Raw genomic sequence first — 20,531 nt, 5'->3', positions numbered from 1 at the left:
CTCTCAGCAATGACAAGTAAAAAAGATAATCCGCAAACAGAACCGGAAAAAAACCAAGAAACGCTTTCTACTGCTGCTCCAACCGAGACTTCGTCAGACTCAATTTCGTCGGACTCTACTTCGTCAACTACGGACTCAAAAGAAGCACAATCAAAAGTGGAAACCGCACCCACTAAAGAAGCTTCTCCAGAGATCAAACCAACGGAACCTAAGCCAGTAAAAGGCAACATAAATTCCAATGCTGAGCAAATGAACAAATTAGACAAGCAAAGCAAGAAAGGAACAAAACTGGCAACCGTTGCCATTGTGCTTGCCGCATTACTAGGCGGTGGTCTTGCAATTCATATGCAACAGCAACAAACGCAGTATGAAGCACAAATTGCTGCCCTTCGCGCAGAGCTAAATCAGACTCGTAGCGCGATTGATACTCAGCTTGCAGAAGTCACTCAACAAGCGGCCGCCAAAGCCACAGAAATTACTCACCGCGCAGAAACTGTGCTTGAACAGCAGCAAAAAAGCATCCAAAGCTTGCAGCTAGCGGTGGCTGACGTCAAAGGTCGTCGCCCGAATGATTGGCTACTGGCAGAAGCTGATTATTTAGTAAAACTGGCCGGACGTAAGCTGTTCCTTGAGCACGATGTGGAAAGTGCAACTCAGTTGATGGAAGGTGCCGATCAACGTATTGCTTCACTGAATGACCCAAGTTTAACGCCACTGCGTAAAGCAATGGCGAATGACATCACCAAACTAAAATCCGTTCCTCTGATTGATCGTGATGGTTTGGTTCTTCGTCTGATTAGCCTGCAACAACAAGTTGATGCATTACCTCTGGCAAATGCAATATTGCCTGATGCACCACAAGAGACACAACAAGTCGTATCCGATGACATCAATAACTGGCAAGACAATTTGATGACCTCACTAAAGGACTTCGCAGAAAACTTCATCACTTTCCGTACACGTGACGGCAATGTGATTCCACTACTTTCGCCTGAACAACACTTCTACCTGAAAGAAAACGTGAAGGCGAAACTGGAGACAGCAATTAAGTCTGTTTATGTGGAGCAGCAAGAGATCTACACCACCTCGCTAAAAACAGCTCAAGAGTGGTCAACGTCATTCTTCAATCAAAATGACAACACCGTTCAAACCTTCCAATCGACACTGGGTAAGCTAGCAGAACAAAAGGTTCAAGTTGAGTACCCGGTAAAACTGGAAACGCAAAAACAGTTGTCTGATGTGATTAATGAGCGCTTACGCCGAGAAGTGACCTCAGTGATTAAGGAGGACAAAGAATGATTCGTTTAATCTTTCTTTTCGTTGTCCTTGGGGCGGGGCTGTTTGTCGGCACTCAATACGCAGGGCAACAAGGTTATGTTCTTATCTCAATAGCCAATAAAACCATTGAGATGAGCGTTACAACTCTGGTTATCTTTGTTATCGGCGCTTTGGCTGCGCTGTTCGCGCTTGAGTTTATTGTGAAGAAATTCTTCTACATGAGCTTCACAACCTGGAACTGGTTCAGTATCCGTAAACAGCGTCGCTCTCGTCGTTATACCAACCAAGGTATCATCAAGTTACTCGAAGGTGACTGGAAACAGGCTGAGAAAAAAGTAACTCGTTGGGCAAGCCACCACGATATGCCTCTGCTCTGCTATCTTGTGGCTTCTGAAGCAGCAAATGGCATGGGTGACCGTGAAAAACGCGACCGCTACCTAGAGATGGCTGCGAAGCAAGAGAATGCTACCTTATCCGTCGAACTAACCAGAGCGAAGCAACAAATCAGCGATGGCGATTATGACAAAGCAACGCAAACACTGACGACGTTGCAGCATCAGCATCCAAATAACACCATCATTTTGAACTTGTTGAAGCAAGCTTACCTACAGCAAAAAGAGTGGGCACCTCTACTCGACCTTCTGCCTAAACTAGTGAAAGCGAAACGCCTAACAGAACAAGAAGCAGAAAAACTCACATTAACCGCTCAGTGTGGTGCTCTAGAAACGATTGCCAGCCAGAAAGGTACAGAAGGTCTGCTCGCGCACTGGAATGGTTTAGCGCGAAAACTAAAAGCAGAACCAACACTAGTTAATGCCTTGATTCAACAACTGATTAAGCGCAAAGCCGACAATGAAGCATTCACCTTAATCAAAGAGAATCTGAAGAAGCAGGCAACGCCTGAGCTTTATGCTTTGATCCCTGAACTCAATATTAGTGACCGCTATCCTGCGATTGTCATGTTGAAAGATGCGGTGAAGAAAAGCGACAACAATGCGGAAGCGCACAGTGCTCTCGGACAACTCTATTTCCGTGAACAGGAATGGAAGCTGGCACAGGAGCATTTGGAAAAAGCCTTATCGCTACGCTCTAGTGTTTCAGATTACGCTTATTTAGCCGATGCTTTGCAACATCAGAACATGACTCATGCTGCTCACGATGTGACTCGTAAAGCGCTCAGCCTATTAGAAACAAACTAAACCCTGTTCTAAAAAGCCAAAAGCCAGCAACTAAGCTGGCTTTTATTTTGTTCTCTGTCCGTCGATTTCTCTATTCGTTAAATCACGCGTGAGAATTGCTGCTGACGAGCACGTTGACGCAAGTATTTGTCAAAACACATACAGATATTTCGAATCAGCAGTCGGCCACGAAGTGTAACTTCAATATACTGGTCATCCACCACAACCAGTTGGTCATCAATGAAGGTCTGAAGCAACGCTAAATCATGCTTAAAGTATTGATGGAATCGAACACCAAACTGCTGCTCAATATTTCGCTTATCTAGTTTGAAGTTACAAATCAGCTGTTTAATCACTTCACGGCGCAGTAAATCATCACTATCGAGACTCACGCCTTTCCATAAGGCATGACGCATTTCGTTCACTTGCTCGTAGTACTTTTTCAGCTCTTTTTGATTTTGCGCGTAAGCATCGCCAATCATTGAGATAGCTGAAACGCCAAAGCCAACCAAATCACATTCACCTTGGGTGGTATAACCCTGGAAGTTACGATGCAGAACACCGTTACGCTGAGCAATCGCCAGCTCATCATCCGGCAATGCGAAATGGTCCATACCGATGAACTGGTAACCCGCGTCCGTTAAGGTTGCAATCGAGTGCTGCAAAATCGCCATCTTTTCATCGGCCGACGGCAAATCTGCATCTTTAATTTTACGTTGAGCAGCAAATAACTGTGGCATGTGTGCGTAGTTAAACACCGATAAACGGCCCGGTTTCATCTCCAGAACTTTTTCGAGTGTCTGACTAAACGTCTCTAACGTTTGCTTAGGCAAGCCGTAAATCAAATCTAGGTTAGTAGAACGAAAACCTAACTGCTTAGCGCGTTCAACAAGCTGAACGATGAATTCTTCATCTTGCTCGCGGTTAACTAAAGCTTGCACTTCTTTGTTGAAATCTTGAACACCGATACTCAGACGGTTAAAACCTTCACTTCTCAAGTGATCAAGAACACTCAATTCAATTTCACGCGGATCAACTTCAATACTGATTTCCGCATTATCTTCAAAGAAGAATTCGCTACGCAGCAGCGTCATCAAACGTGTGATTTGTTTATTGCTCAAGAAGGTTGGAGTACCGCCACCGAAGTGCAGTTGAGTAACACGACGACCATGCAACAATGAAGCTCGTTGCTGAATTTCGTGTGTCAGGATATCCAGATACTCATCCGCTTTGTGCGAATGGCGAGTAATCACTTTGTTACAGCCACAGTAGTAGCAAAGCTTGTGACAAAAAGGGATATGAACGTAAAGTGACAGTGGTCGCTCTGGGTATTGCGCACATGCCCTATCGTAGTCTGCGATAGTAAAAGCTTCATGAAACTCTACTGCAGTAGGATAAGACGTGTAGCGAGGCCCAGAGTAGTTGTACTTGTCTAAAATAGCCTGATCCCAAACGATCTGCTGGCTCGGTACGACTTGCGACGACATAGTGACTCTTTCCGTTATTTAGGGTCTTTTGACCTAGTATCAATGGATGTATTTTGCCACACGACAAGAAAAGCGGCGGAAAGCAAAATAAAATTTAGTGACAAAATGTTCGAATCTGCTAGCGCGATCACTTACTAGCAGATGAACGAGTTATCACACCATTTGAATGGCAATTTGATTATTCAGTGGCTGAACACGTTTTTTCAATGCGTGCAGTTCTTCAATGATAGCGTCATTTAAGCGGCCTTCAGCCTTCTGACGAGTGAGGTTGTGTCTCATGCGTTCCTGTTTAGCCATCCCCTGACGAGCTTCGCCACGCGGCATATCTTTGACAATATGATACAGCTCAGAAATCGCCGGATATTCAGCGTCGAAGTCAACGCGGTCTTCGCCTTGCACATAATCCATGATGCAGTAAACGCGAATACTGATCTCAGAAAGGTCACATTGTCCCTGAATACCGGCCATACACAATACGTTCACACTTTCGAAAATGTTCGCATTGCGCTTTTCAATAGCCAGAGACTGATGTTGCTGCTGCAACACTTTTTGCTTTTTCAGTTGCAGCAGAAGATAGCCAGCATAAGATGCCAGACCAACAATGATCGCAGCGCCGACTATTACTAATAGGGTTACGTTCATTGAAAATCCTTAGCCTTTGTACTCGTTTAGATCGAGGTTTTCGAAATCAGACAGATAGTCATCATCTGTTTTTGGCTGACGCTTAGTCGATTTCGCCGCTGGTTGTTCACTAACAGGGGCTGACTCATCTTGCTCGTCTTCAGCATCAAGCTCTTCTTCGTAGATGCCCAACTGTTTCATCAACATTTCAATACGGTCTAATTTCTCATCCACGTATTTTTGCAGACCAGCACCTAGTTTCTCGCCGTTGTCGATACGATCCAGCAATACATTTAGCTGCGCATCATTCTCTAACATTTCCAGCTCTTTCTCAGCGGAAATACGACGCTCTTGTTTTGTTGGTTTCTTAGTATCAACAATCAAAGGAATCTTTTTCTTGCTGCCTAGGCGAGGGTCACGAGCTTGCGCTGCTGCTCTCTCTAATTGCAGATTACCTTCAGAGTGGCGGTTGCCGCTTTTCAAGCCTTTGCGTTTCTTCGCTTTCTTGCGTTCACGACCTTCGACTTCGTCATTCTTACGGTTATGTTTACGTGCGAAAACGAGATCGCCGTTAATACCTGTTTTAGTTTTCTTTTCTCTAGACATTACTGGGGTTTCCTCAGCAAAATTACATCGTTGCCTATAAATTCAATTTCGAGCTTATCTCGCTCAGCCAAAAACTGGAATGTGGCGCGACTAAAGAAGATCACATGTGTGAGGTCATTCTTATAGTGCCAACTAGCAAAAGCGTCTTTGTCTTTTACCATTTTGGTCATTAGACCAATCCAGCCTCCGGGTTTAACCAAATTCAACCATTGCTGCCACACCGTATCTGGGTGATGTAAATGTTCAATCACCTCTGTGGCAGTCATAAAATCGTATTCTGTCTGTAGCGCCTGTTCATTTGGATGAAAGAAAATATCGTACAAAGCCACTTTGTGACTGGCTTCTTCTAACATCAAAGAGAGTGTTGGTCCGGGACCACAGCCAAAATCTAACCCTTTCGAATCTGGAGCCAGTCTTTCAAGCATAGGATCACATACACGAGATAAAAAGCGACGATAGCCTGCGTCGTTTGGATCATTTTCATGTAAGTCATAAAACGCTTTTTCACGCTCAGCACTTAGACGGTGCTGCGGGTTTACAAATACCAACTGACATGTCTGACATTGAAGATACTCTCGATATTTATCTTCAAAATACGCAGCGGTTTTATCACTGTGACATAGAGGGCAGTTGTGCATTTCGGCATCCTTTAACGGGGGATGCGAAACATACCAGAAACTGACGCCAGAGTGGAGAGTAGACGAACATTTTTTCAACAATTTAGTTAAAAATAAAAAAAGCGATAGAGTTAACTATCGCTTTCTAAGTCGTCACGTATGTGACAAAAAGTGGGTCGTACCGATTCGGTACACCAATATTCCATTTGTTTTTAGTGCTTTCCCTGCCAAAAAGTGTGTTTTGTCATCATCCTGATGAATTTTGGCTTTCCCTCTTATCGCTACCTTTTATAGCAAATATCGCTACTTTTTATAGCAAGGTTACTTCCTGTAGCAAAGCGGTCCTTTGCTCGATCCTTTACACTGTCTTACCTTTAGACTAAGTGACCATCCCTATCCCAATAAGCATCCTACTTATTGTCTCTCCTTTACCGGAATGCAAGCTATCCCTACCTGCTCCTTGGAGACCTTCATGGTCTGATGTCCTCTGTCAGCGTCTTGCCAACAGGAGAACTTTACGCCGATGAAGCGTTTAAACAATGGATCTAGCTCTAATTTTTAAGCCAATTTCTTCATATCTAATCAAGTGCCATACAAATCAATCAGTTAAGATTCAGTTAACAATGAGGTAAGCCGTCAGCATGGCAAATGTCTCACAAGGACATCAGCCATTTCTTATTACTAGGCAATTTGGAACCACTATAAAGAAGAAAATGATAGCCCTAAAACGCAACAACCCCGAAGTGAACTTCAGGGTTGTTTACAATATTGCTCGAACTTGGCTAGGCTTCGTTAGTGCAGACCACCAACATATTTAGACAAAATTTCGATGTCAGCATCAGTTAACTTCTTAGCAACATCACGCATCATAGCGTTCATGTCATTACCACGAGAATCGTCGCGGAATTTCATCAGCTGAGCTTTAACATAATCAGCATGCTGACCAGAAATTTTAGGAAACCCTGATAGTTCTGTACCATTACCACGTGGACCATGACATGCGATACATGCTGTTAGACCGCGAGATGCGTCACCAGCTGTATATAGAGCTTTACCCGTGCTTACGACATCTTCAGGTGTAGAGTTAGAAGAGATAGGGAGTGAAGAGAAGTAAGCAGCCAAGTCAGACATGTCTTCGTCGCTAAGCGGCATCGCCATAGCGCTCATTACAGGGTCGTAACGGCCTTGTTTACCAGCACTCGTCGCACCAAGTTTGAGATCTTTTAGCTGCTTCTCAATATACTTAGCGTGTTGGCCAGCAAGTTTAGGGTAAGTTGTAATTAGACTGTTGCCATCAGCACCGTGACAGGCAACACACGTTTCGGATTTTGCTTTGCCAGCTTCTATGCTGCCTTGGGCCCATACGGAGCAGCTGGCTAAAAGACTCAATATTAGCGCTAATTTATTCATGACATTCCATTTATAATAATCAAGCTTCCAGTACCACTGTGGTACAATTGGCGACCTTATGCCGAGCACGGTTATTTTACACAATTTCACAAAAAAGTAATCAATCGACTACACAAAGTCGAGATGGAGTTAACAGTGAGCGTAAAAATTCATTATCAAAACACGCATTTCATTACCAGTGCACCAGACATTCGCCATCTTCCAGCTGACGAAGGTATCGAAATTGCGTTTGCAGGACGCTCAAATGCTGGCAAATCTAGTTCTCTCAATCGATTAACCAATCAAAAGAGCCTAGCAAAAACCAGTAAAACCCCTGGACGAACTCAGTTAATTAACTTGTTTAAAGTGACCGAAGGTTGCCACATTGTTGACTTACCGGGCTATGGTTTTGCTCAAGTTCCACTAGAAATGAAGAAGAAGTGGCAACAATCATTAGGTGAATATTTGCAAAAGCGCGAATGCCTGAAAGGCTTGGTGGTTTTGATGGATATTCGTCACCCAATGAAAGACCTCGACCAACAACTCGTTGTATGGGCGGTGGAATGTGGTATCCCTGTTCAGGTGCTGCTCACAAAAGCAGACAAGCTAAAGAGCGGTGCCCGCAAAGCGCAAATTCTGAAAATCCGTAATGATGCGAAAGAGTTTGGTGGCGATGTAAGCGTTGACGGTTTCTCTTCATTGAGCGGTATTGGCGTTGATATTCTACGCGCTAAGCTTGATGCTTGGTTTGCACCAGCTCTTGCAGAGCAGTTGGTTGAAGAAGTAATTGAAGACCAGCAGCAAGATGCTGAAAAAGAATAAATAGACGGTATTTGCCTTCACTTAAACATGAGCCCTGCCAAATGGCGGGGCTTTTTACAATTTAAAAGCGACAAATACAAAAATCCCCACCTAAGTGGGGGAATGGAGAGAATAAAAGCTAATCGTTATTGTTATGCGGTTTAGCATTCCCCAATCTTCTATTAAATACAATATGGCTTGATCACGAAAAATCCCTTCCATATTGGCTTACATTATTTCCCATTAAATATCATGCAGTTAGAAGAATACCCATAGAGCCATTACTCTAAAAATAGTCATAAATAGTACTGATATAAAATTACGAAACTGACTTTATAATTCACAAAATCACTGTGTGGAAATCGGCAGTAAAAGAAGAAAAGCTCAGAAGATATTTGGTAAAAGAAAGGCAATTTACGAGCAGGAAAAGTTTTGTAGCGCACAAGAAAAAACGCCCCAGTCTAAAGGAGACTGGGGCGGCTGAATCAGCCTAATCCAATAACGTGAAACAAAAGGTCTGAAAGATAGAACATCTTACCTCTGTACCCTACGGAAGTTAATGTACAACAATTGGTCAGAAATGAAAACCACTTTTGTAATTTTTTTTCATTAAGTTTTTATTAAGCTACATAAACATTTGAAATGCGTTTATTTTTTCATAGGTAAAAATAAAGCCAGCGATTGTGCGCTGGCTCATATTTATCTCGTATTTTAGATGATTATGTGTGATTAGTGTGCCTGATCCCAGTTATCACCATGCCCTGCTTCAGCAACCAGAGGCACTTTAAGAGAGGCGGCTGATTCCATCAATTCTCGTACTTTACTTTCAATTTCGGATAAAGCTGACTCTTCAACCTCAAACACCAGTTCATCGTGTACTTGCATGAGTAATTTCACTCGACCATTACCCTCTTCACGAATCCATTCATCAACCAACAACATGGCTTTCTTGATGATGTCCGCAGCAGTACCTTGCATTGGCGCGTTAATCGCCGCACGTTCTGCCGCTTTACGACGCATACCGTTACGAGACTTGATTTCCGGCAAGTGAAGACGACGACCAAAGATGGTTTCAACATAGCCCTGCTCAGAAGCAGCACTACGTGTATCTTCCATATATTGCATCACGCCAGGGTAGCGTTCAAAGTATCGGTCCATATAGGTTTGCGCTTCACCACGTGGAATGCCCAGTTGTTTTGCCAGACCAAATGCACTCATACCGTAGATCAAACCGAAGTTAACCGCTTTCGCTCGGCGACGCTGTTCACTGGTAACCTGATCAATACTGACGCCCAAGATCTCAGCAGCCGTTGCCGCATGGATATCTTTACCTTGCTGGAACGCTTCCAACAGTGCTTTGTCACTTGACAGGTGCGCCATAATTCGCAGTTCGATTTGCGAGTAGTCGACAGCCATAATTTTCCAGCCATGCGGAGCTATAAACGCTTGGCGAATACGGCGACCTTCCTCGTTACGAATTGGAATATTCTGCAAGTTTGGATCGGTTGAAGATAAACGACCTGTCGCCGTTACCGCCTGATGGTATGAAGTATGTACGCGCCCAGTTGTTGGGTTAATCATCTTAGGTAGCTTGTCGGTGTAAGTCGATTTCAGCTTCGCCAAGCCGCGATATTCCAAGATAACTGCTGGTAGCGGGTAATCTAATGCCAGCTCTTGCAGCACTTCTTCGTTGGTTGACGGTGTGCCTGAAGGGGTTTTCTTCACAACAGGAAGCTTCATCTGCTCAAACAGAATGGTTTGCAGCTGTTTTGGCGAACTTAAGTTGAACTCTTGCCCGGCAATTTCAAACGCTTTCTTTTCTAGTTCATCAAGACGAAGAGCAATTTCTTGCGACTGAGTGCCTAGCAGCATGTCGTTGATGAGAACACCAGTTCGCTCAATACGAGAGATCACCGGAACCAGTGGCATTTCGATATCACGGTAGATAGAAAGCAGCTTTTCATCTTGTTCAATTAACGGCCACAAACGATTGTGGAGGCAAAGTGTCACATCCGCATCTTCTGCTGCGTATGGCGCCGCTTGCTCTAAATCGATTTGATTGAAAGTCAGCTGGTTTTTACCTTTACCCGCAACTTGCTCAAACGAAATACAGGCATGCTGCATAAAGCGCAGTGCCAAGCTGTCCATATCATGTTTGCCACCCACACTGTTGTAGACGTAAGAAGCTAACATGGTGTCGTGAGCGATACCGCGCATCTCAATACCATAACGGGCTAACACACTGGCATCGTATTTCAGGTTCTGACCCACTTTGTGTTTGGAGTCGTCTTGCAAAATAGGTTTTAGTTGCTCAAGTACCCAATCACGACTGAGCTGCTCTGGAGCATCAAGATAGTCGTGCGCAACAGGCACATATGCCGCCTCGCCTTCAGCCACAGCAAACGATACGCCAACTAAGTTAGCGACCATGTAGTCTAAGCTGTCCGTTTCAGTGTCAAATGCAAACAGCTCTGCAGCTTGCAGCTTATCCAGCCACACTTTGAACGTCTCTTGATCGAGAATGGTTTGATATTGGCTACGATCGATTTTCACCGCTGAAGTGTCAGCTTGAAGTGCGACACTCTCAGCAGAACCTGTGGATGCGGTATCACCGCTTTTCTCAACAGCTTCAACAACACCTGTACCACCTTCTAGCAATTCAGATAACCAAGATTTGAACGCCATTTTGCCGTAAAGCTCAATCAGAGCATCACGATCCGGCGTTTGTTTATGCAGAGATTCTGGCGTGTTGTCGAGTTCAACATCAAGCTTAATGGTAGCTAACTTGTAAGACATGTACGCGTTGTCGCGATTATCTTCGAGTTTCTTCGCCATGGTTTTAGAACCACGGAAACCTAAGTCAGCAATCTTATCTAAATTCTCATAGAGTGTATCGATTCCGCCAATACCTTGCAGTAGTGCTGTTGCGGTTTTATCACCCACACCCGGTACGCCCGGAATGTTATCGACTTTATCACCCATTAGCGCGAGGTAATCGATAATCAACTCTGGCGGAATACCAAACTTCTCAATGACGCCTTCTCTGTCCATCACCACATTGGTCATAGTATTGATAAGAGTAACGTTATCATCCACCAGCTGAGCCATATCTTTATCACCAGTACTAATAAGTACCGGCATGCCCGCTTTTGAAGCCTGAGAAGCTAGAGTACCTATTACATCGTCCGCTTCCACGCCTTCAATAGAAAGAAGCGGCAACCCCATCGCACGAATAATGTTGTGTAGTGGCTCAATCTGGCAACGCAAGTCATCCGGCATTGGTGGACGATGAGCCTTGTATTCTGGAAACATGTCATCACGGAACGTTTTGCCTTTGGCATCAAAAATAACGGCAATACGATCCGAAGCAAATTGGCGCATCATAGAACGAACCATATTCACTACACCGTAAACAGCGTTAGTTGGAATATCTCCATTACTCATGGTGCCTGGATAAGCGTGGAATGCGCGATATAAATAAGAAGAACCGTCGATCAAAATTAACGGATTATCAGGAATGCGAGCCATAGTGTTGCTAGTCCAATGAGAAACAATTGGCGACTAGGATGCCACGACTGTGTTCAGGTTTCTATGCTACCTTGCAGACTCAAGTTCACGCTTTCGTTTAATTACTCACCAACACACAAGCCATTCTGTGGATAACTCTGTTTATAGATTTTATCCACTGGTTATTAAACCGTAAAAACCAACAACAAAATATTATTTAACAGTTTGTTTTTAAACAAAAAAATAAAAGATCGTGGTTTTTAAATACGATCATATTCAGATCATCAATTGTGGAAAAGACACTCGGTGTCCTTTTAGTCACCTTGAGATCTGGATCCAAAATGAATGATGAATTTTCATACTCTTACACAGAATTCTTACAATTGAGGATTTTTCTGACAGTGGCAAATTTGGTTACTCTCTGAAAATGAAAGCTTGTCACTATACATCCCATACCAAACAGAAAAATATAAGATCGCAACCTTGCCAGAGAGGAGCAGTGGATAAGTGGCATAAAAAAAGCGACATCGTTTGATGTCGCCTAGCAATATAAGGTCAGCCTGAAATAGAACGTTCAGCACTACCGAAAAGCTTAAAATTACACTGGAAGCAATGTGAGCAATGTCGTGTCAAAAAGAATAGGTTCGTTCATTCAGTTGTTCATTCTTTGCAATTAAACAAGTTTAAAAAGCAAGTCACTCACATCCTTATGAAATTCACTCATTCCCTAAGACAAAGTTAATAATAATGATTCTCATTTAACTGTCAACACTAAATGAGAAAAAATCTCATTTATTTTTTAACTGCTTCACAAAGTGGATACGGCTTTCCAATAGCGGCTCATACGGCTCAAAGTTCTCAATCAGGTAGTTATTCCTTAATAGCAGTCTGAGCATGGCTGGAAACTGATTGCGAGATTTAACCTTAAGCTGTTGATATCCATGGTCAATAACCCAGAATTCCTGAACATCTAATAGCTTTCGAGCCAACCCCAGATTACGAGCTTTAGGCGAAACACCACCAAACCAACTGTAGAACGTCTCTGAGTCGAGCTCATAGCCGATTTTGAAACCTAATATTTGCCCTTGTTGCTCTGCAACCAAAATCAAATGGCGCTTGCCTTCTAACCGCTGAGCTAAGCTTTGTTCGTTTTCTTTAACAATGAACTCATCAATTTCACTCACCACGGTTACAACTTCAGACAAACTGCCTTCACGTATCTTCATTATTGTTTCCTTAATTGAGTTCAAAAAGAAAAGGCTGGTCAATGGCCAGCCTTTAGTGACTTGTTCGTCTTCTGGTTTATTTTTGGGGTTTTACTTTAGAAACTGAGCCGCTTGAGCATTTTCTTCAGCCAGCCACTGCGCCACATCTTTAGCAAAGTAAGTCAAAATGCCGTCTGCACCCGCACGTTTGAAGCACAGTAGAGATTCCATCACTGTCTCTTTTTCCGATAACCAGCCATTGAGAATCGCAGCTTTGTGCATCGCATATTCGCCAGAAACTTGGTATGCGAAGGTTGGAACTTGCAGTTCTGTCTTAACACGACGAACCACATCCAGATATGGCATACCCGGTTTCACCATCACCATATCCGCGCCTTCATTCACATCCATCGCCACTTCATGAATCGCTTCATCGCTGTTCGCTGGATCCATTTGATAGTTCTTCTTGTTACCACCTTTCAGATTGCTCGCTGAGCCGACTGCATCACGGAATGGGCCGTAATAACAAGAAGCGTATTTTGCTGAGTAAGCCATGATTTGAGTATGAATGTGACCCGCTTCTTCTAGCGCTTCACGGATTTTGCCAATACGACCGTCCATCATGTCTGATGGTGCAACCACATCCGCACCCGCTTCAGCGTGCGAAAGCGCTTGTTTGATCAGCACTTCTGTCGTCTCATCATTCATCACATAACCGGTTTCATCGATAATACCGTCTTGCCCGTGAGTAGTATAAGGGTCTAGAGCTACATCGGTGATCACGCCCATTTGCGGAACGTGTTCCTTCAACAAACGAACTGCGCGCTGAACCAAACCATCAGGGTTGTAGGCTTCCGCAGCATCTAAACTTTTTGCATCTTGATTAACCACAGGGAACAGAGCGATAGCAGGAACACCAAGGTTTGCTAGATACAACGCTTCTTCCAACAATAGATCGATAGACAGACGTTCAATTCCCGGCATAGATTCAATCGCTTCACGGCGATCTTTGCCCATCAAAACAAACATCGGGTAAATCAGGTCATTTACCGAAAGTTTGTTTTCGGCCACTAGGCGACGAGAAAAATCGTGTTTACGTAAACGGCGTAGACGACGACCTGGGAACTGGCCTTGGATGGATACTGACACTCTACTCTCCTTCTTGGTCTGTCTGATTCATAAGTTCAGACTTTATTTGATGTGTAGATTCCCATTCAGACAGAAAGCACTCATAGAAAAGCACTTCAGGTGGAACAGGTTCAGGCGAAATCATATCACTCTCAAACTCTGGTGCTAGAGCCTTTGCGGAAAAATACAAAAAATGACCCGATGCTCACACTCACGTATACTGCCCGCTAACAGAATTTAGTGAGACAACACCATGATTGATACCCATGCCCATATCTATGCCAGCGAATTTGACCAAGACAGAGATGACGTCGTTCAGCGCGCCTTAGAGCAAGGTATCAAGCAAATTTTGTTGCCAAATATCGACTTAGAATCCATCGAACCTATGCTGGCAACAGAAACAGCCTATCCTGAGGTTTGCCGTTCTATGATGGGGCTTCACCCTTGTTATGTGGACACTAACGTAAAACAGACTTTGGAAACGATTCGTGCATGGTTTGATAAACACAATTTCATCGCAGTCGGTGAAATTGGTATCGACCTTTACTGGGATAAAACCTATCGTGCAGAACAAGAAATGGCGTTTGTCACTCAACTTAACTGGGCGAAAGAGATGGACCTTCCTGTGGTGATACACACCCGAGACTCTATTGAGGAAACCTTAGCCTTACTGCGCAAAGAACAAGATGGTTCACTACGTGGCGTGTTCCACTGCTTCGGTGGCAGTGTAGAAGAAGCGAAAGCAATCAACGAGCTGGGCTTTCATCTTGGCTTAGGAGGTGTGTCTACTTTTAAAAATGGTGGCATGGATCAGGTGATTCCTCATCTCGATCTTAACTACATGATTTTAGAAACCGACTGCCCTTACCTTGCGCCTGTTCCTCATCGTGGAAAACGCAATGAACCCGCCTACACCCAACTTGTTGCCAAACGAATCGCGGAACTGCGAGAGATGACCATTGAAGAAGTCGACACTCTCACTACGTTGAATGCCAAAAAGCTGTTCAACCTTTAATAAAAACAAAGCCCCCTAATCTTATAAGGGGGCTTTCTCATATTGAGCCAAGAGTTAGAGTTTTATTCCTTTCACCTTAGATTAATGTTCCTCCTCGTAGCCTGTGATCATAGTTTTGATATGACTGGTGGGTGTTGGCCCTGTGGTGGTCATGTAAATATGCCCAATCAAGAACACGACAAATAAAAACGCCACCAACAAATGCAATCCCGATAATGTTCCCAAAGGAATGATTTCAATGCCGAAGGGATGAAGTAATAACAAAGCGCCAGATACCCAAATTAAAGGGGCTAAAATCAACTTAAATCCCAGATAAAAAAAGCGCTGCAAAGGATTGTGCTTTCTCTCTGGTGTCGCCTGATATGGGTGTGGCTTCCCTAGGAAAATGCCTCGTATATAGAAACTCATCACATCAGAGAGTTTGTCAGTTGTAGGCATATATTGTCGCCATTCCCCTGTGGTGAAATGCCAGAAAATGGCAAACAGCCAAAGCACAATTAATGTGACTGCGCACAGTTCATGCCAAAACATAGCGGCTTCAAAACCTAACCATTGGTATGAACCATGAATTTCAAATCCAGTCACAATCATGGCAATAATCAGTAAGCTCTGTGCCCAGTGCCAGAAACGTTCAAAGCGTTTATAAACCATATGACGCATAACCTACTCCTTACCTTGTGGACGACGCGAGAACACCCTTAGCAAGCCGTGTATTGCGACTGCCAACACAGTCAGAGCGACCAACCACCACAAATATTGACTATTACCACCGAGGGCATCATCACGACCGGGAATATAGAAACCGGCAATTTTCGCCATTCGCCCATCTTTGCTATGGCAGTCCTGACATTCCAATGCTTTCTCTGCTGGAGCCACCATATGGGTGATCGGGAAGTGATAGTCAGTGTTAACGAACGTCATTTCACCGCCAAACTCTAATCCACTCGCCGCCATACCGGCTGTTGCAGCCGCTGCCCAGTCATATGATTTCCAATAAGCAGCACTGTCTTTACCAAACAAGTGTGGTGTTATCATTAGCTGATTTTTCACATCATAAGGCTGCTTTCCTTTCATCACTTTAAACGGCCAAATGCGAACCCCTTCTTCACCACAAGTTCCCTGAACTTTGGTCAGTTCAATCACACCATCGGCATTAGGCTGAACCTTCTCACCCACTGTGGTGTAATCAATCTCGCCATTAAAACAGGCATATTCAGGAACCACATTTTTCTCCCAGACAAAGTCCCCTTTTTTGGGATCATAGAGTGGATTACCCCACTCATCTTTGGTCATTGGACGTTTCTTATCACCAGCAGTAGACCAATCCCAGAAGGTTTTTGTCGCTTTTTCACGGGCAAATTCTGGAATATGGCATGTCTGACAGGCGACATTTTCTGCATGCTGATTAAGGCGAATGGCTTCACGTGAACCTTGGTGAGGCGTGGCACTATGGCAAGATTCGCAAGTCGCACGACTCATGTCTGTGTGTCCGGGAATATCGATACCGGAGGTATCTTTCGCATTCATGGAATAACGCGATCCCTGAGTGATATGAGCGCTGGTGGTATGGCAGTCCTGACACTTCAAATTAGCGCCCTCTTTGGCAAGGTGCACATCGAGTTCAGGCGAGGCAGAATTAAGACTTGAATCCATATCGCCGTGTTTGACGGCATCACCACCACCACCAAAGAAATGACAACTACCGCAGTTCTTTACTTCTGGTGTCGCAACACTTTTAGCGGACTTTGCCAAATCAACCGCAGGCAGAATTTTCCCCGAACCAACAGGCCATTCAGTATCGACATAATTGGGATGACCGGCAGCGGTAGGAAATTTTCGGTATTGACCCGATTGATCATGGCAAACCAAACAGTCGATACTCTCTTGCTTGGTGAAATCAAATTGGTCATTTTTCCAGCCATAGCCTGTATGGCAGCTTGTACAGCGCGGCTCGTTAGAAGCGGTGGAAATACAGAAGTTATTGACGACATTTTTCTTGCCGTAAATCTCATCAGAACTGGTCTGTTCATGCTCCCACGTCCAATGGGTAGAAGCTTGAATCTGCTCACCCGCTTCGGTGTGGCATTCCAAACACGCTTTCGTCACTTCCTGAGCTTTGTTAAAAGGCCCGTTCAGTTGTTCAAAGGTTTGATGATCAGCCGTTGACGCATAAGCCAATGGCGTTGTTCCGGTGAAAAGCGCCGTAAATAACAGTAATAACAGCGAATGGTGTCTAATCGTTATCGTTTTCATTCCGAACATACCTTCCTGGTAAATTAGAATTCGCTTATATAATTAGACGAAACAATGCCAAATGCGAAAGCAGATCGCAGCACAATTGTTTTAAATCAAACTATTGTGCAAAAAAACATCAATAACGCATCAGATCGTAAAACTGTGATAGCTATAGAATTTGCTCAGCCTGCGGGCACAAAAAAGGAGCCAAAGCTCCTTTTCATCTCGATTTTCCTATTGCTTATTGGCCTATTCTTCCACTTCCTCTTCATCCGCTTCATTCTTGGTGTAGAAACGAGCAAAGATAAGTCCAACTTCAAACAGTAAGCACATTGGAACGGCCAATAAGGTCTGTGAAATCATGTCCGGCGGCGTAAGTAGCATACCGACAATAAATGCGACCACTATGATGTACGGGCGCTTAGTTGCCAAAGACTTAGGTGTGGTTGCCCCTGTCCAACAAAGCAAGCAGATAGCGACTGGTACTTCAAAAGCAATACCAAAAGCTAAGAAAAGCGCTAAGACGAAATCAAGATAACTGGCAATATCCGTTGCGATTTCCACACCACCCAATGCAATAGCGGTAAAGAAACCAAACACCAGCGGGAACACCACGAAGTAAGCGAAAGCAACGCCGCAGTAAAACAACAGCGAGCTAGAAAACAGCAGAGGGAAAATTAAGCGACGCTCATGTTTATACAAACCCGGAGCCACAAATGCCCATACCTGATAAAGAATATAAGGCACAGAGAGAAACACAGCCACAATCAGGGTCAGCTTAAGTGGTGTAAAAAACGGTGAAGCAACATCAGTTGCGATCATCGTCGCACCTTCCGGTAAACGCTCCACCAGCGGCTTGGAGACAAATTCGTAAATGTCACCAGAGAAATAGATCAAAGCAAGAAACACAACCAGCACGCCCGCGATACTGTGCAATAAGCGGTTGCGTAGCTCAAGAAGGTGACTAATTAAAGGCTGCGTCTGTTCTACAGAAGACATTGGAACCTCATGTGACAGCTCATATAACTGAGATCATATAACAGAAAATGAAGAGCAACGTGTGCTCTTCATTTGATGGCTTATTCGGCTTTCTTTTCTGCCGATTTAGACTCTTCCTCAGTTGGCTGAGTTTGAGCTTGCGCAGTAACGTCTATCGTTTCAGAACCATTCATTGATTCTGAAACATCCTTAGCGTCTGCGACTGTTGCGGCTGAATTATCCGCTGTTTGCGTATTGTTCGATGCAGCATAAGGACGCTGAACATCTTGCGCCGCTTGCTTTAGCTTATCGACCGACTCTTGAAGTTCAGGTGAAAGATTCTTCATGCCCATTTGCTCTGCTTTGCGCAAGTTGTCTTGTAACTCTTGCACTTTAAGCTCATGAGCCAGTTCATCTTTCACACTGTTCGCCATACTTTTCGCCGCACCAATAAATTTGGTCACGCTGCGAATAGCATGTGGCAAACGTTCAGGACCCAGTACAACTAAAGCAACAACAGAGATTAATACCAGCTCCCAAAAACCGATATCGAACACTCTTTACGCCTGCTCTTTGTCTTTTTTGGTTTCTGTAGAAGCAGTTGTTTTTTGCTGCTCCAAGTTCTTTGGTTCAAAGTCAGCGTCTTTTTCTTCTGGCTTATCTTCTTCAGCCATCGCCTTTTTGAAACCTTTTACTGCGCCACCAAGATCACCGCCGATGCCACGTAATTTCTTTGTACCAAACAATAGAACTACGATCACAGCAATGATAAGAAGTTGCCAAATACTGATACCACCCATTATTTATACCTCGGGGTTATTTACTCATAATGATTTCTGAAGTTTATCGCCTAACGACGATAAGCCCGCCAACTAAACAGCCAAAATGTGAAGCCTGCAACCGCACTGCCCACAGCTAGCTGCTCAAAGTGACTGGCGACCAGTATTGCCGAGCATACGACTAATGTGGCGCCAATACCAAATAAAAACTTGCCTGTAGCTTGCTGACGCTTTGTCTCTCGATAGCCTTGGTAAAGCTGATCAATACGCTGATTCATCACTTTACCTTGGCGCAAACTGTCGTACAGCAGCTCTGGTAACTCAGGCAATTTTTCTGCCCAGAATGGCGCTCGCTCTTTCACTGCATTGATGACAGCTTGCGGCCCCACTTGGTTCATCATCCATTTTTCTAGGAAAGGTTTCGCCGTTTGCCACAAATCGAGTTGCGGGTAAAGCTGGCGACCAAGCCCTTCAACATAAAGTAGCGTTTTCTGCAGCAATACCAATTGTGGCTGAACTTCCATGTTGAATCGACGGGCGGTATTGAACAGGTTCAATAGCACGTGGCCAAAGGAAATTTCACAAAGAGGTTTTGCAAAAATAGGTTCACAGACGATACGAATTGCGACTTCAAACTCATCAATATTGGTATCGTGAGGTACCCAGCCAGAATCAACGTGCAACTCAGCGACTTTGCGGTAATCTCGGTTAAAGAATGCCAAGAAGTTTTCGGCTAAGTAACGTTTATCTTCGCTGTTGAGTGTGCCTACGATGCCACAGTCCAACCCAATCCACTGTGGATTTTCTGGATGTTCAGGGTTCACAAACACGTTGCCCGGATGCATGTCAGCATGGAAGAAACTATCGCGAAACACCTGAGTGAAAAACACGCTCACTCCGCGTTCAGCCAACAGCTTCATATTGGTGCCGTTTGCTTGTAAGCGTTCTACGTCAGACACCTGAATACCGTATATTCGCTCAGAAACCATGACAGTTTCATTACTCAAATCGCTAATTATTTCAGGTACGTAAAGTTCTTCACTGTCTTCGAAGTTACGACGCAAGCGAATCGCATTCGCGGCTTCTCTGCGCAAGTCCAGCTCATCAATCAGTGTTTTTTCGTATTCGCGAACCACTTCGACCGGCTTAAGACGTTTGGTTTCCGGAGTCGCTTTGGCAACTATACGGGCCATGCGATACATCAACTTAAGATCGGCATCAATCACAGGGCGAATATCAGGACGAATCACTTTTAAAACGATCTCGCGACCGTTTTCTTTCAGTTTCGCGGTATGTACCTGAGCAATGGAAGCGGACGCTAGAGGCTCGATATCAAAATCGTCAAACCACGTTTCTAAACTGCCGCCGAGCGCTTTTTCCATCTGCTGTTTGGCGAGTTTACCGTCAAATGGTGCAACTTTGTCTTGCAGCAGCGCAAGCTGATCAGCGATATGTGGCGGGAACAGGTCACGACGAGTCGACATCATCTGACCAAACTTAATCCACACCGGACCTAACTCTTGTAGTGCTAAGCGAAGACGCTCACCTAACGGCTTATCACTGTGTTGATTACGAATCCAAAACAGCGATTTACGCAACAAGCGCGGCGCTTTGGTCAGTTGATGTTCTGGAAGCAGTTCATCCAGACCGTACTCAAGCTGTACTTTAATAATTCGGTATAGGCGCTTTAGTTCTGAAGGCGTCATA

At 44.3% G+C, this 20,531-nt stretch carries 18 protein-coding genes; 4 read left to right on the top strand and 14 right to left on the bottom strand.

Features of this window, described 5'->3' with window-relative positions; translation table 11 throughout:
• The first annotated feature begins 9 nt into the window (after positions 1-9).
• Entirely contained in the window at positions 10-1,299 is a 1,290-nt protein-coding gene (locus tag HUO09_RS16110) for a uroporphyrinogen-III C-methyltransferase (RefSeq protein ID WP_167410969.1), read from the top strand.
• Positions 1,296-2,477, top strand: coding sequence for a heme biosynthesis protein HemY (locus HUO09_RS16105; RefSeq protein WP_188234565.1), 1,182 nt, complete (start codon positions 1,296-1,298; stop codon positions 2,475-2,477). Before HUO09_RS16110 ends, HUO09_RS16105 begins: the two co-directional genes overlap by 4 nt.
• Before the next feature lie 77 nt (positions 2,478-2,554).
• On the opposite strand, the gene hemN is transcribed toward HUO09_RS16105, so the two are convergent.
• The 5 genes from hemN to HUO09_RS16080 form a co-directional block, all read right to left on the bottom strand.
• On the bottom strand, positions 2,555-3,943 hold the full coding sequence (hemN, locus tag HUO09_RS16100) for an oxygen-independent coproporphyrinogen III oxidase (protein WP_167410971.1): 1,389 nt from the start codon (positions 3,941-3,943) through the stop codon (positions 2,555-2,557).
• A gap of 153 nt (positions 3,944-4,096) precedes the next feature.
• The gene (locus tag HUO09_RS16095) at positions 4,097-4,585 is read right to left on the bottom strand and encodes a DUF2489 domain-containing protein (RefSeq protein ID WP_167410972.1); all 489 of its coding nucleotides are present in this window, start codon (positions 4,583-4,585) and stop codon (positions 4,097-4,099) included.
• Between the two features lie 9 nt (positions 4,586-4,594).
• On the bottom strand, positions 4,595-5,170 hold the full coding sequence (gene yihI / locus HUO09_RS16090) for a Der GTPase-activating protein YihI (protein ID WP_188234564.1): 576 nt from the start codon (positions 5,168-5,170) through the stop codon (positions 4,595-4,597).
• Positions 5,170-5,808, bottom strand: coding sequence for a class I SAM-dependent methyltransferase (locus tag HUO09_RS16085; protein WP_167410974.1), 639 nt, complete (start codon positions 5,806-5,808; stop codon positions 5,170-5,172). Before HUO09_RS16085 ends, yihI begins: the two co-directional genes overlap by 1 nt.
• Positions 5,809-6,579: 771 nt before the next feature.
• Positions 6,580-7,197 (bottom strand): cytochrome c, encoded by a 618-nt coding sequence (locus HUO09_RS16080; RefSeq protein WP_102941502.1) that lies wholly within the window; start codon positions 7,195-7,197, stop codon positions 6,580-6,582.
• A gap of 135 nt (positions 7,198-7,332) precedes the next feature.
• Between HUO09_RS16080 and yihA the strand changes: the two genes are divergently transcribed.
• Entirely contained in the window at positions 7,333-7,998 is a 666-nt protein-coding gene (gene yihA, locus HUO09_RS16075) for a ribosome biogenesis GTP-binding protein YihA/YsxC (protein ID WP_188234563.1), read from the top strand.
• Positions 7,999-8,706: 708 nt separating this feature from the next.
• Here yihA and polA read toward each other — a convergent pair.
• The 3 genes from polA to hemB all read right to left on the bottom strand — a co-directional run bounded on the left by polA (position 8,707) and on the right by hemB (position 13,838).
• Positions 8,707-11,505 carry a DNA polymerase I gene (gene polA, locus HUO09_RS16070; RefSeq protein ID WP_188234562.1) on the bottom strand — a complete coding sequence of 933 codons (2,799 nt, stop codon included), beginning with the start codon at positions 11,503-11,505 and terminating at the stop codon, positions 8,707-8,709.
• A 767-nt stretch (positions 11,506-12,272) separates the two neighbouring features.
• Positions 12,273-12,710, bottom strand: coding sequence for a GNAT family N-acetyltransferase (locus tag HUO09_RS16065; protein WP_188234561.1), 438 nt, complete (start codon positions 12,708-12,710; stop codon positions 12,273-12,275).
• A 90-nt stretch (positions 12,711-12,800) separates the two neighbouring features.
• Positions 12,801-13,838 (bottom strand): porphobilinogen synthase, encoded by a 1,038-nt coding sequence (gene hemB / locus HUO09_RS16060; protein WP_167410978.1) that lies wholly within the window; start codon positions 13,836-13,838, stop codon positions 12,801-12,803.
• 232 nt (positions 13,839-14,070) lie between these two features.
• Here hemB and HUO09_RS16055 point away from each other — a divergent pair, with 232 nt between their 5' ends.
• Positions 14,071-14,832: a TatD family hydrolase gene (locus HUO09_RS16055; RefSeq protein WP_188234560.1), complete on the top strand. Its 762-nt coding sequence runs from the start codon at positions 14,071-14,073 to the stop codon at positions 14,830-14,832.
• An 81-nt stretch (positions 14,833-14,913) separates the two neighbouring features.
• Here the strand turns inward: HUO09_RS16055 and HUO09_RS16050 are convergent, their stop codons facing one another.
• The 6 genes from HUO09_RS16050 to ubiB form a co-directional block, all read right to left on the bottom strand.
• Positions 14,914-15,492 (bottom strand): cytochrome b/b6 domain-containing protein, encoded by a 579-nt coding sequence (locus tag HUO09_RS16050; protein WP_188234559.1) that lies wholly within the window; start codon positions 15,490-15,492, stop codon positions 14,914-14,916.
• A gap of 3 nt (positions 15,493-15,495) precedes the next feature.
• Positions 15,496-17,085 (bottom strand): tetrathionate reductase family octaheme c-type cytochrome, encoded by a 1,590-nt coding sequence (locus HUO09_RS16045; RefSeq protein WP_188234558.1) that lies wholly within the window; start codon positions 17,083-17,085, stop codon positions 15,496-15,498.
• Between the two features lie 231 nt (positions 17,086-17,316).
• On the bottom strand, positions 17,317-18,066 hold the full coding sequence (gene tatC / locus HUO09_RS16040; protein ID WP_167410983.1) for a twin-arginine translocase subunit TatC: 750 nt from the start codon (positions 18,064-18,066) through the stop codon (positions 17,317-17,319).
• Between the two features lie 80 nt (positions 18,067-18,146).
• Positions 18,147-18,602, bottom strand: coding sequence for a Sec-independent protein translocase protein TatB (gene tatB / locus HUO09_RS16035; RefSeq protein WP_167410984.1), 456 nt, complete (start codon positions 18,600-18,602; stop codon positions 18,147-18,149).
• A 3-nt stretch (positions 18,603-18,605) separates the two neighbouring features.
• Positions 18,606-18,845, bottom strand: a complete 240-nt coding sequence (gene tatA, locus HUO09_RS16030) for a Sec-independent protein translocase subunit TatA (protein ID WP_167410985.1) — start codon at positions 18,843-18,845, stop codon at positions 18,606-18,608.
• 50 nt (positions 18,846-18,895) lie between these two features.
• On the bottom strand, positions 18,896-20,530 hold the full coding sequence (gene ubiB, locus HUO09_RS16025; RefSeq protein WP_188234557.1) for a ubiquinone biosynthesis regulatory protein kinase UbiB: 1,635 nt from the start codon (positions 20,528-20,530) through the stop codon (positions 18,896-18,898).
• Position 20,531: the final 1 nt, after the last annotated feature.

The organism is Vibrio sp. Y2-5 (genome assembly GCF_014596725.1).
Classification (GTDB): domain Bacteria; phylum Pseudomonadota; class Gammaproteobacteria; order Enterobacterales; family Vibrionaceae; genus Vibrio.
This window is presented reverse-complemented; position numbering and strand designations above follow the sequence as displayed.

What these genes read in the sequence shown, in the direction of transcription:
- HUO09_RS16065 (WP_188234561.1), bottom strand. Translation starts at nt 12,710, where the DNA reads ATGAAGATACGTGAAGGCAGTTTGTCTGAAGTTGTAACCGTGGTGAGT.
- HUO09_RS16110 (WP_167410969.1), top strand. Translation starts at nt 10, where the DNA reads ATGACAAGTAAAAAAGATAATCCGCAAACAGAACCGGAAAAAAACCAA.
- HUO09_RS16085 (WP_167410974.1), bottom strand. Translation starts at nt 5,808, where the DNA reads ATGCACAACTGCCCTCTATGTCACAGTGATAAAACCGCTGCGTATTTT.
- hemN (WP_167410971.1), bottom strand. Translation starts at nt 3,943, where the DNA reads ATGTCGTCGCAAGTCGTACCGAGCCAGCAGATCGTTTGGGATCAGGCT.
- HUO09_RS16055 (WP_188234560.1), top strand. Translation starts at nt 14,071, where the DNA reads ATGATTGATACCCATGCCCATATCTATGCCAGCGAATTTGACCAAGAC.
- HUO09_RS16045 (WP_188234558.1), bottom strand. Translation starts at nt 17,085, where the DNA reads ATGAAAACGATAACGATTAGACACCATTCGCTGTTATTACTGTTATTT.
- HUO09_RS16095 (WP_167410972.1), bottom strand. Translation starts at nt 4,585, where the DNA reads ATGAACGTAACCCTATTAGTAATAGTCGGCGCTGCGATCATTGTTGGT.
- tatC (WP_167410983.1), bottom strand. Translation starts at nt 18,066, where the DNA reads ATGTCTTCTGTAGAACAGACGCAGCCTTTAATTAGTCACCTTCTTGAG.
- HUO09_RS16050 (WP_188234559.1), bottom strand. Translation starts at nt 15,492, where the DNA reads ATGCGTCATATGGTTTATAAACGCTTTGAACGTTTCTGGCACTGGGCA.
- polA (WP_188234562.1), bottom strand. Translation starts at nt 11,505, where the DNA reads ATGGCTCGCATTCCTGATAATCCGTTAATTTTGATCGACGGTTCTTCT.
- HUO09_RS16105 (WP_188234565.1), top strand. Translation starts at nt 1,296, where the DNA reads ATGATTCGTTTAATCTTTCTTTTCGTTGTCCTTGGGGCGGGGCTGTTT.
- ubiB (WP_188234557.1), bottom strand. Translation starts at nt 20,530, where the DNA reads ATGACGCCTTCAGAACTAAAGCGCCTATACCGAATTATTAAAGTACAG.
- HUO09_RS16080 (WP_102941502.1), bottom strand. Translation starts at nt 7,197, where the DNA reads ATGAATAAATTAGCGCTAATATTGAGTCTTTTAGCCAGCTGCTCCGTA.
- yihI (WP_188234564.1), bottom strand. Translation starts at nt 5,170, where the DNA reads ATGTCTAGAGAAAAGAAAACTAAAACAGGTATTAACGGCGATCTCGTT.
- tatA (WP_167410985.1), bottom strand. Translation starts at nt 18,845, where the DNA reads ATGGGTGGTATCAGTATTTGGCAACTTCTTATCATTGCTGTGATCGTA.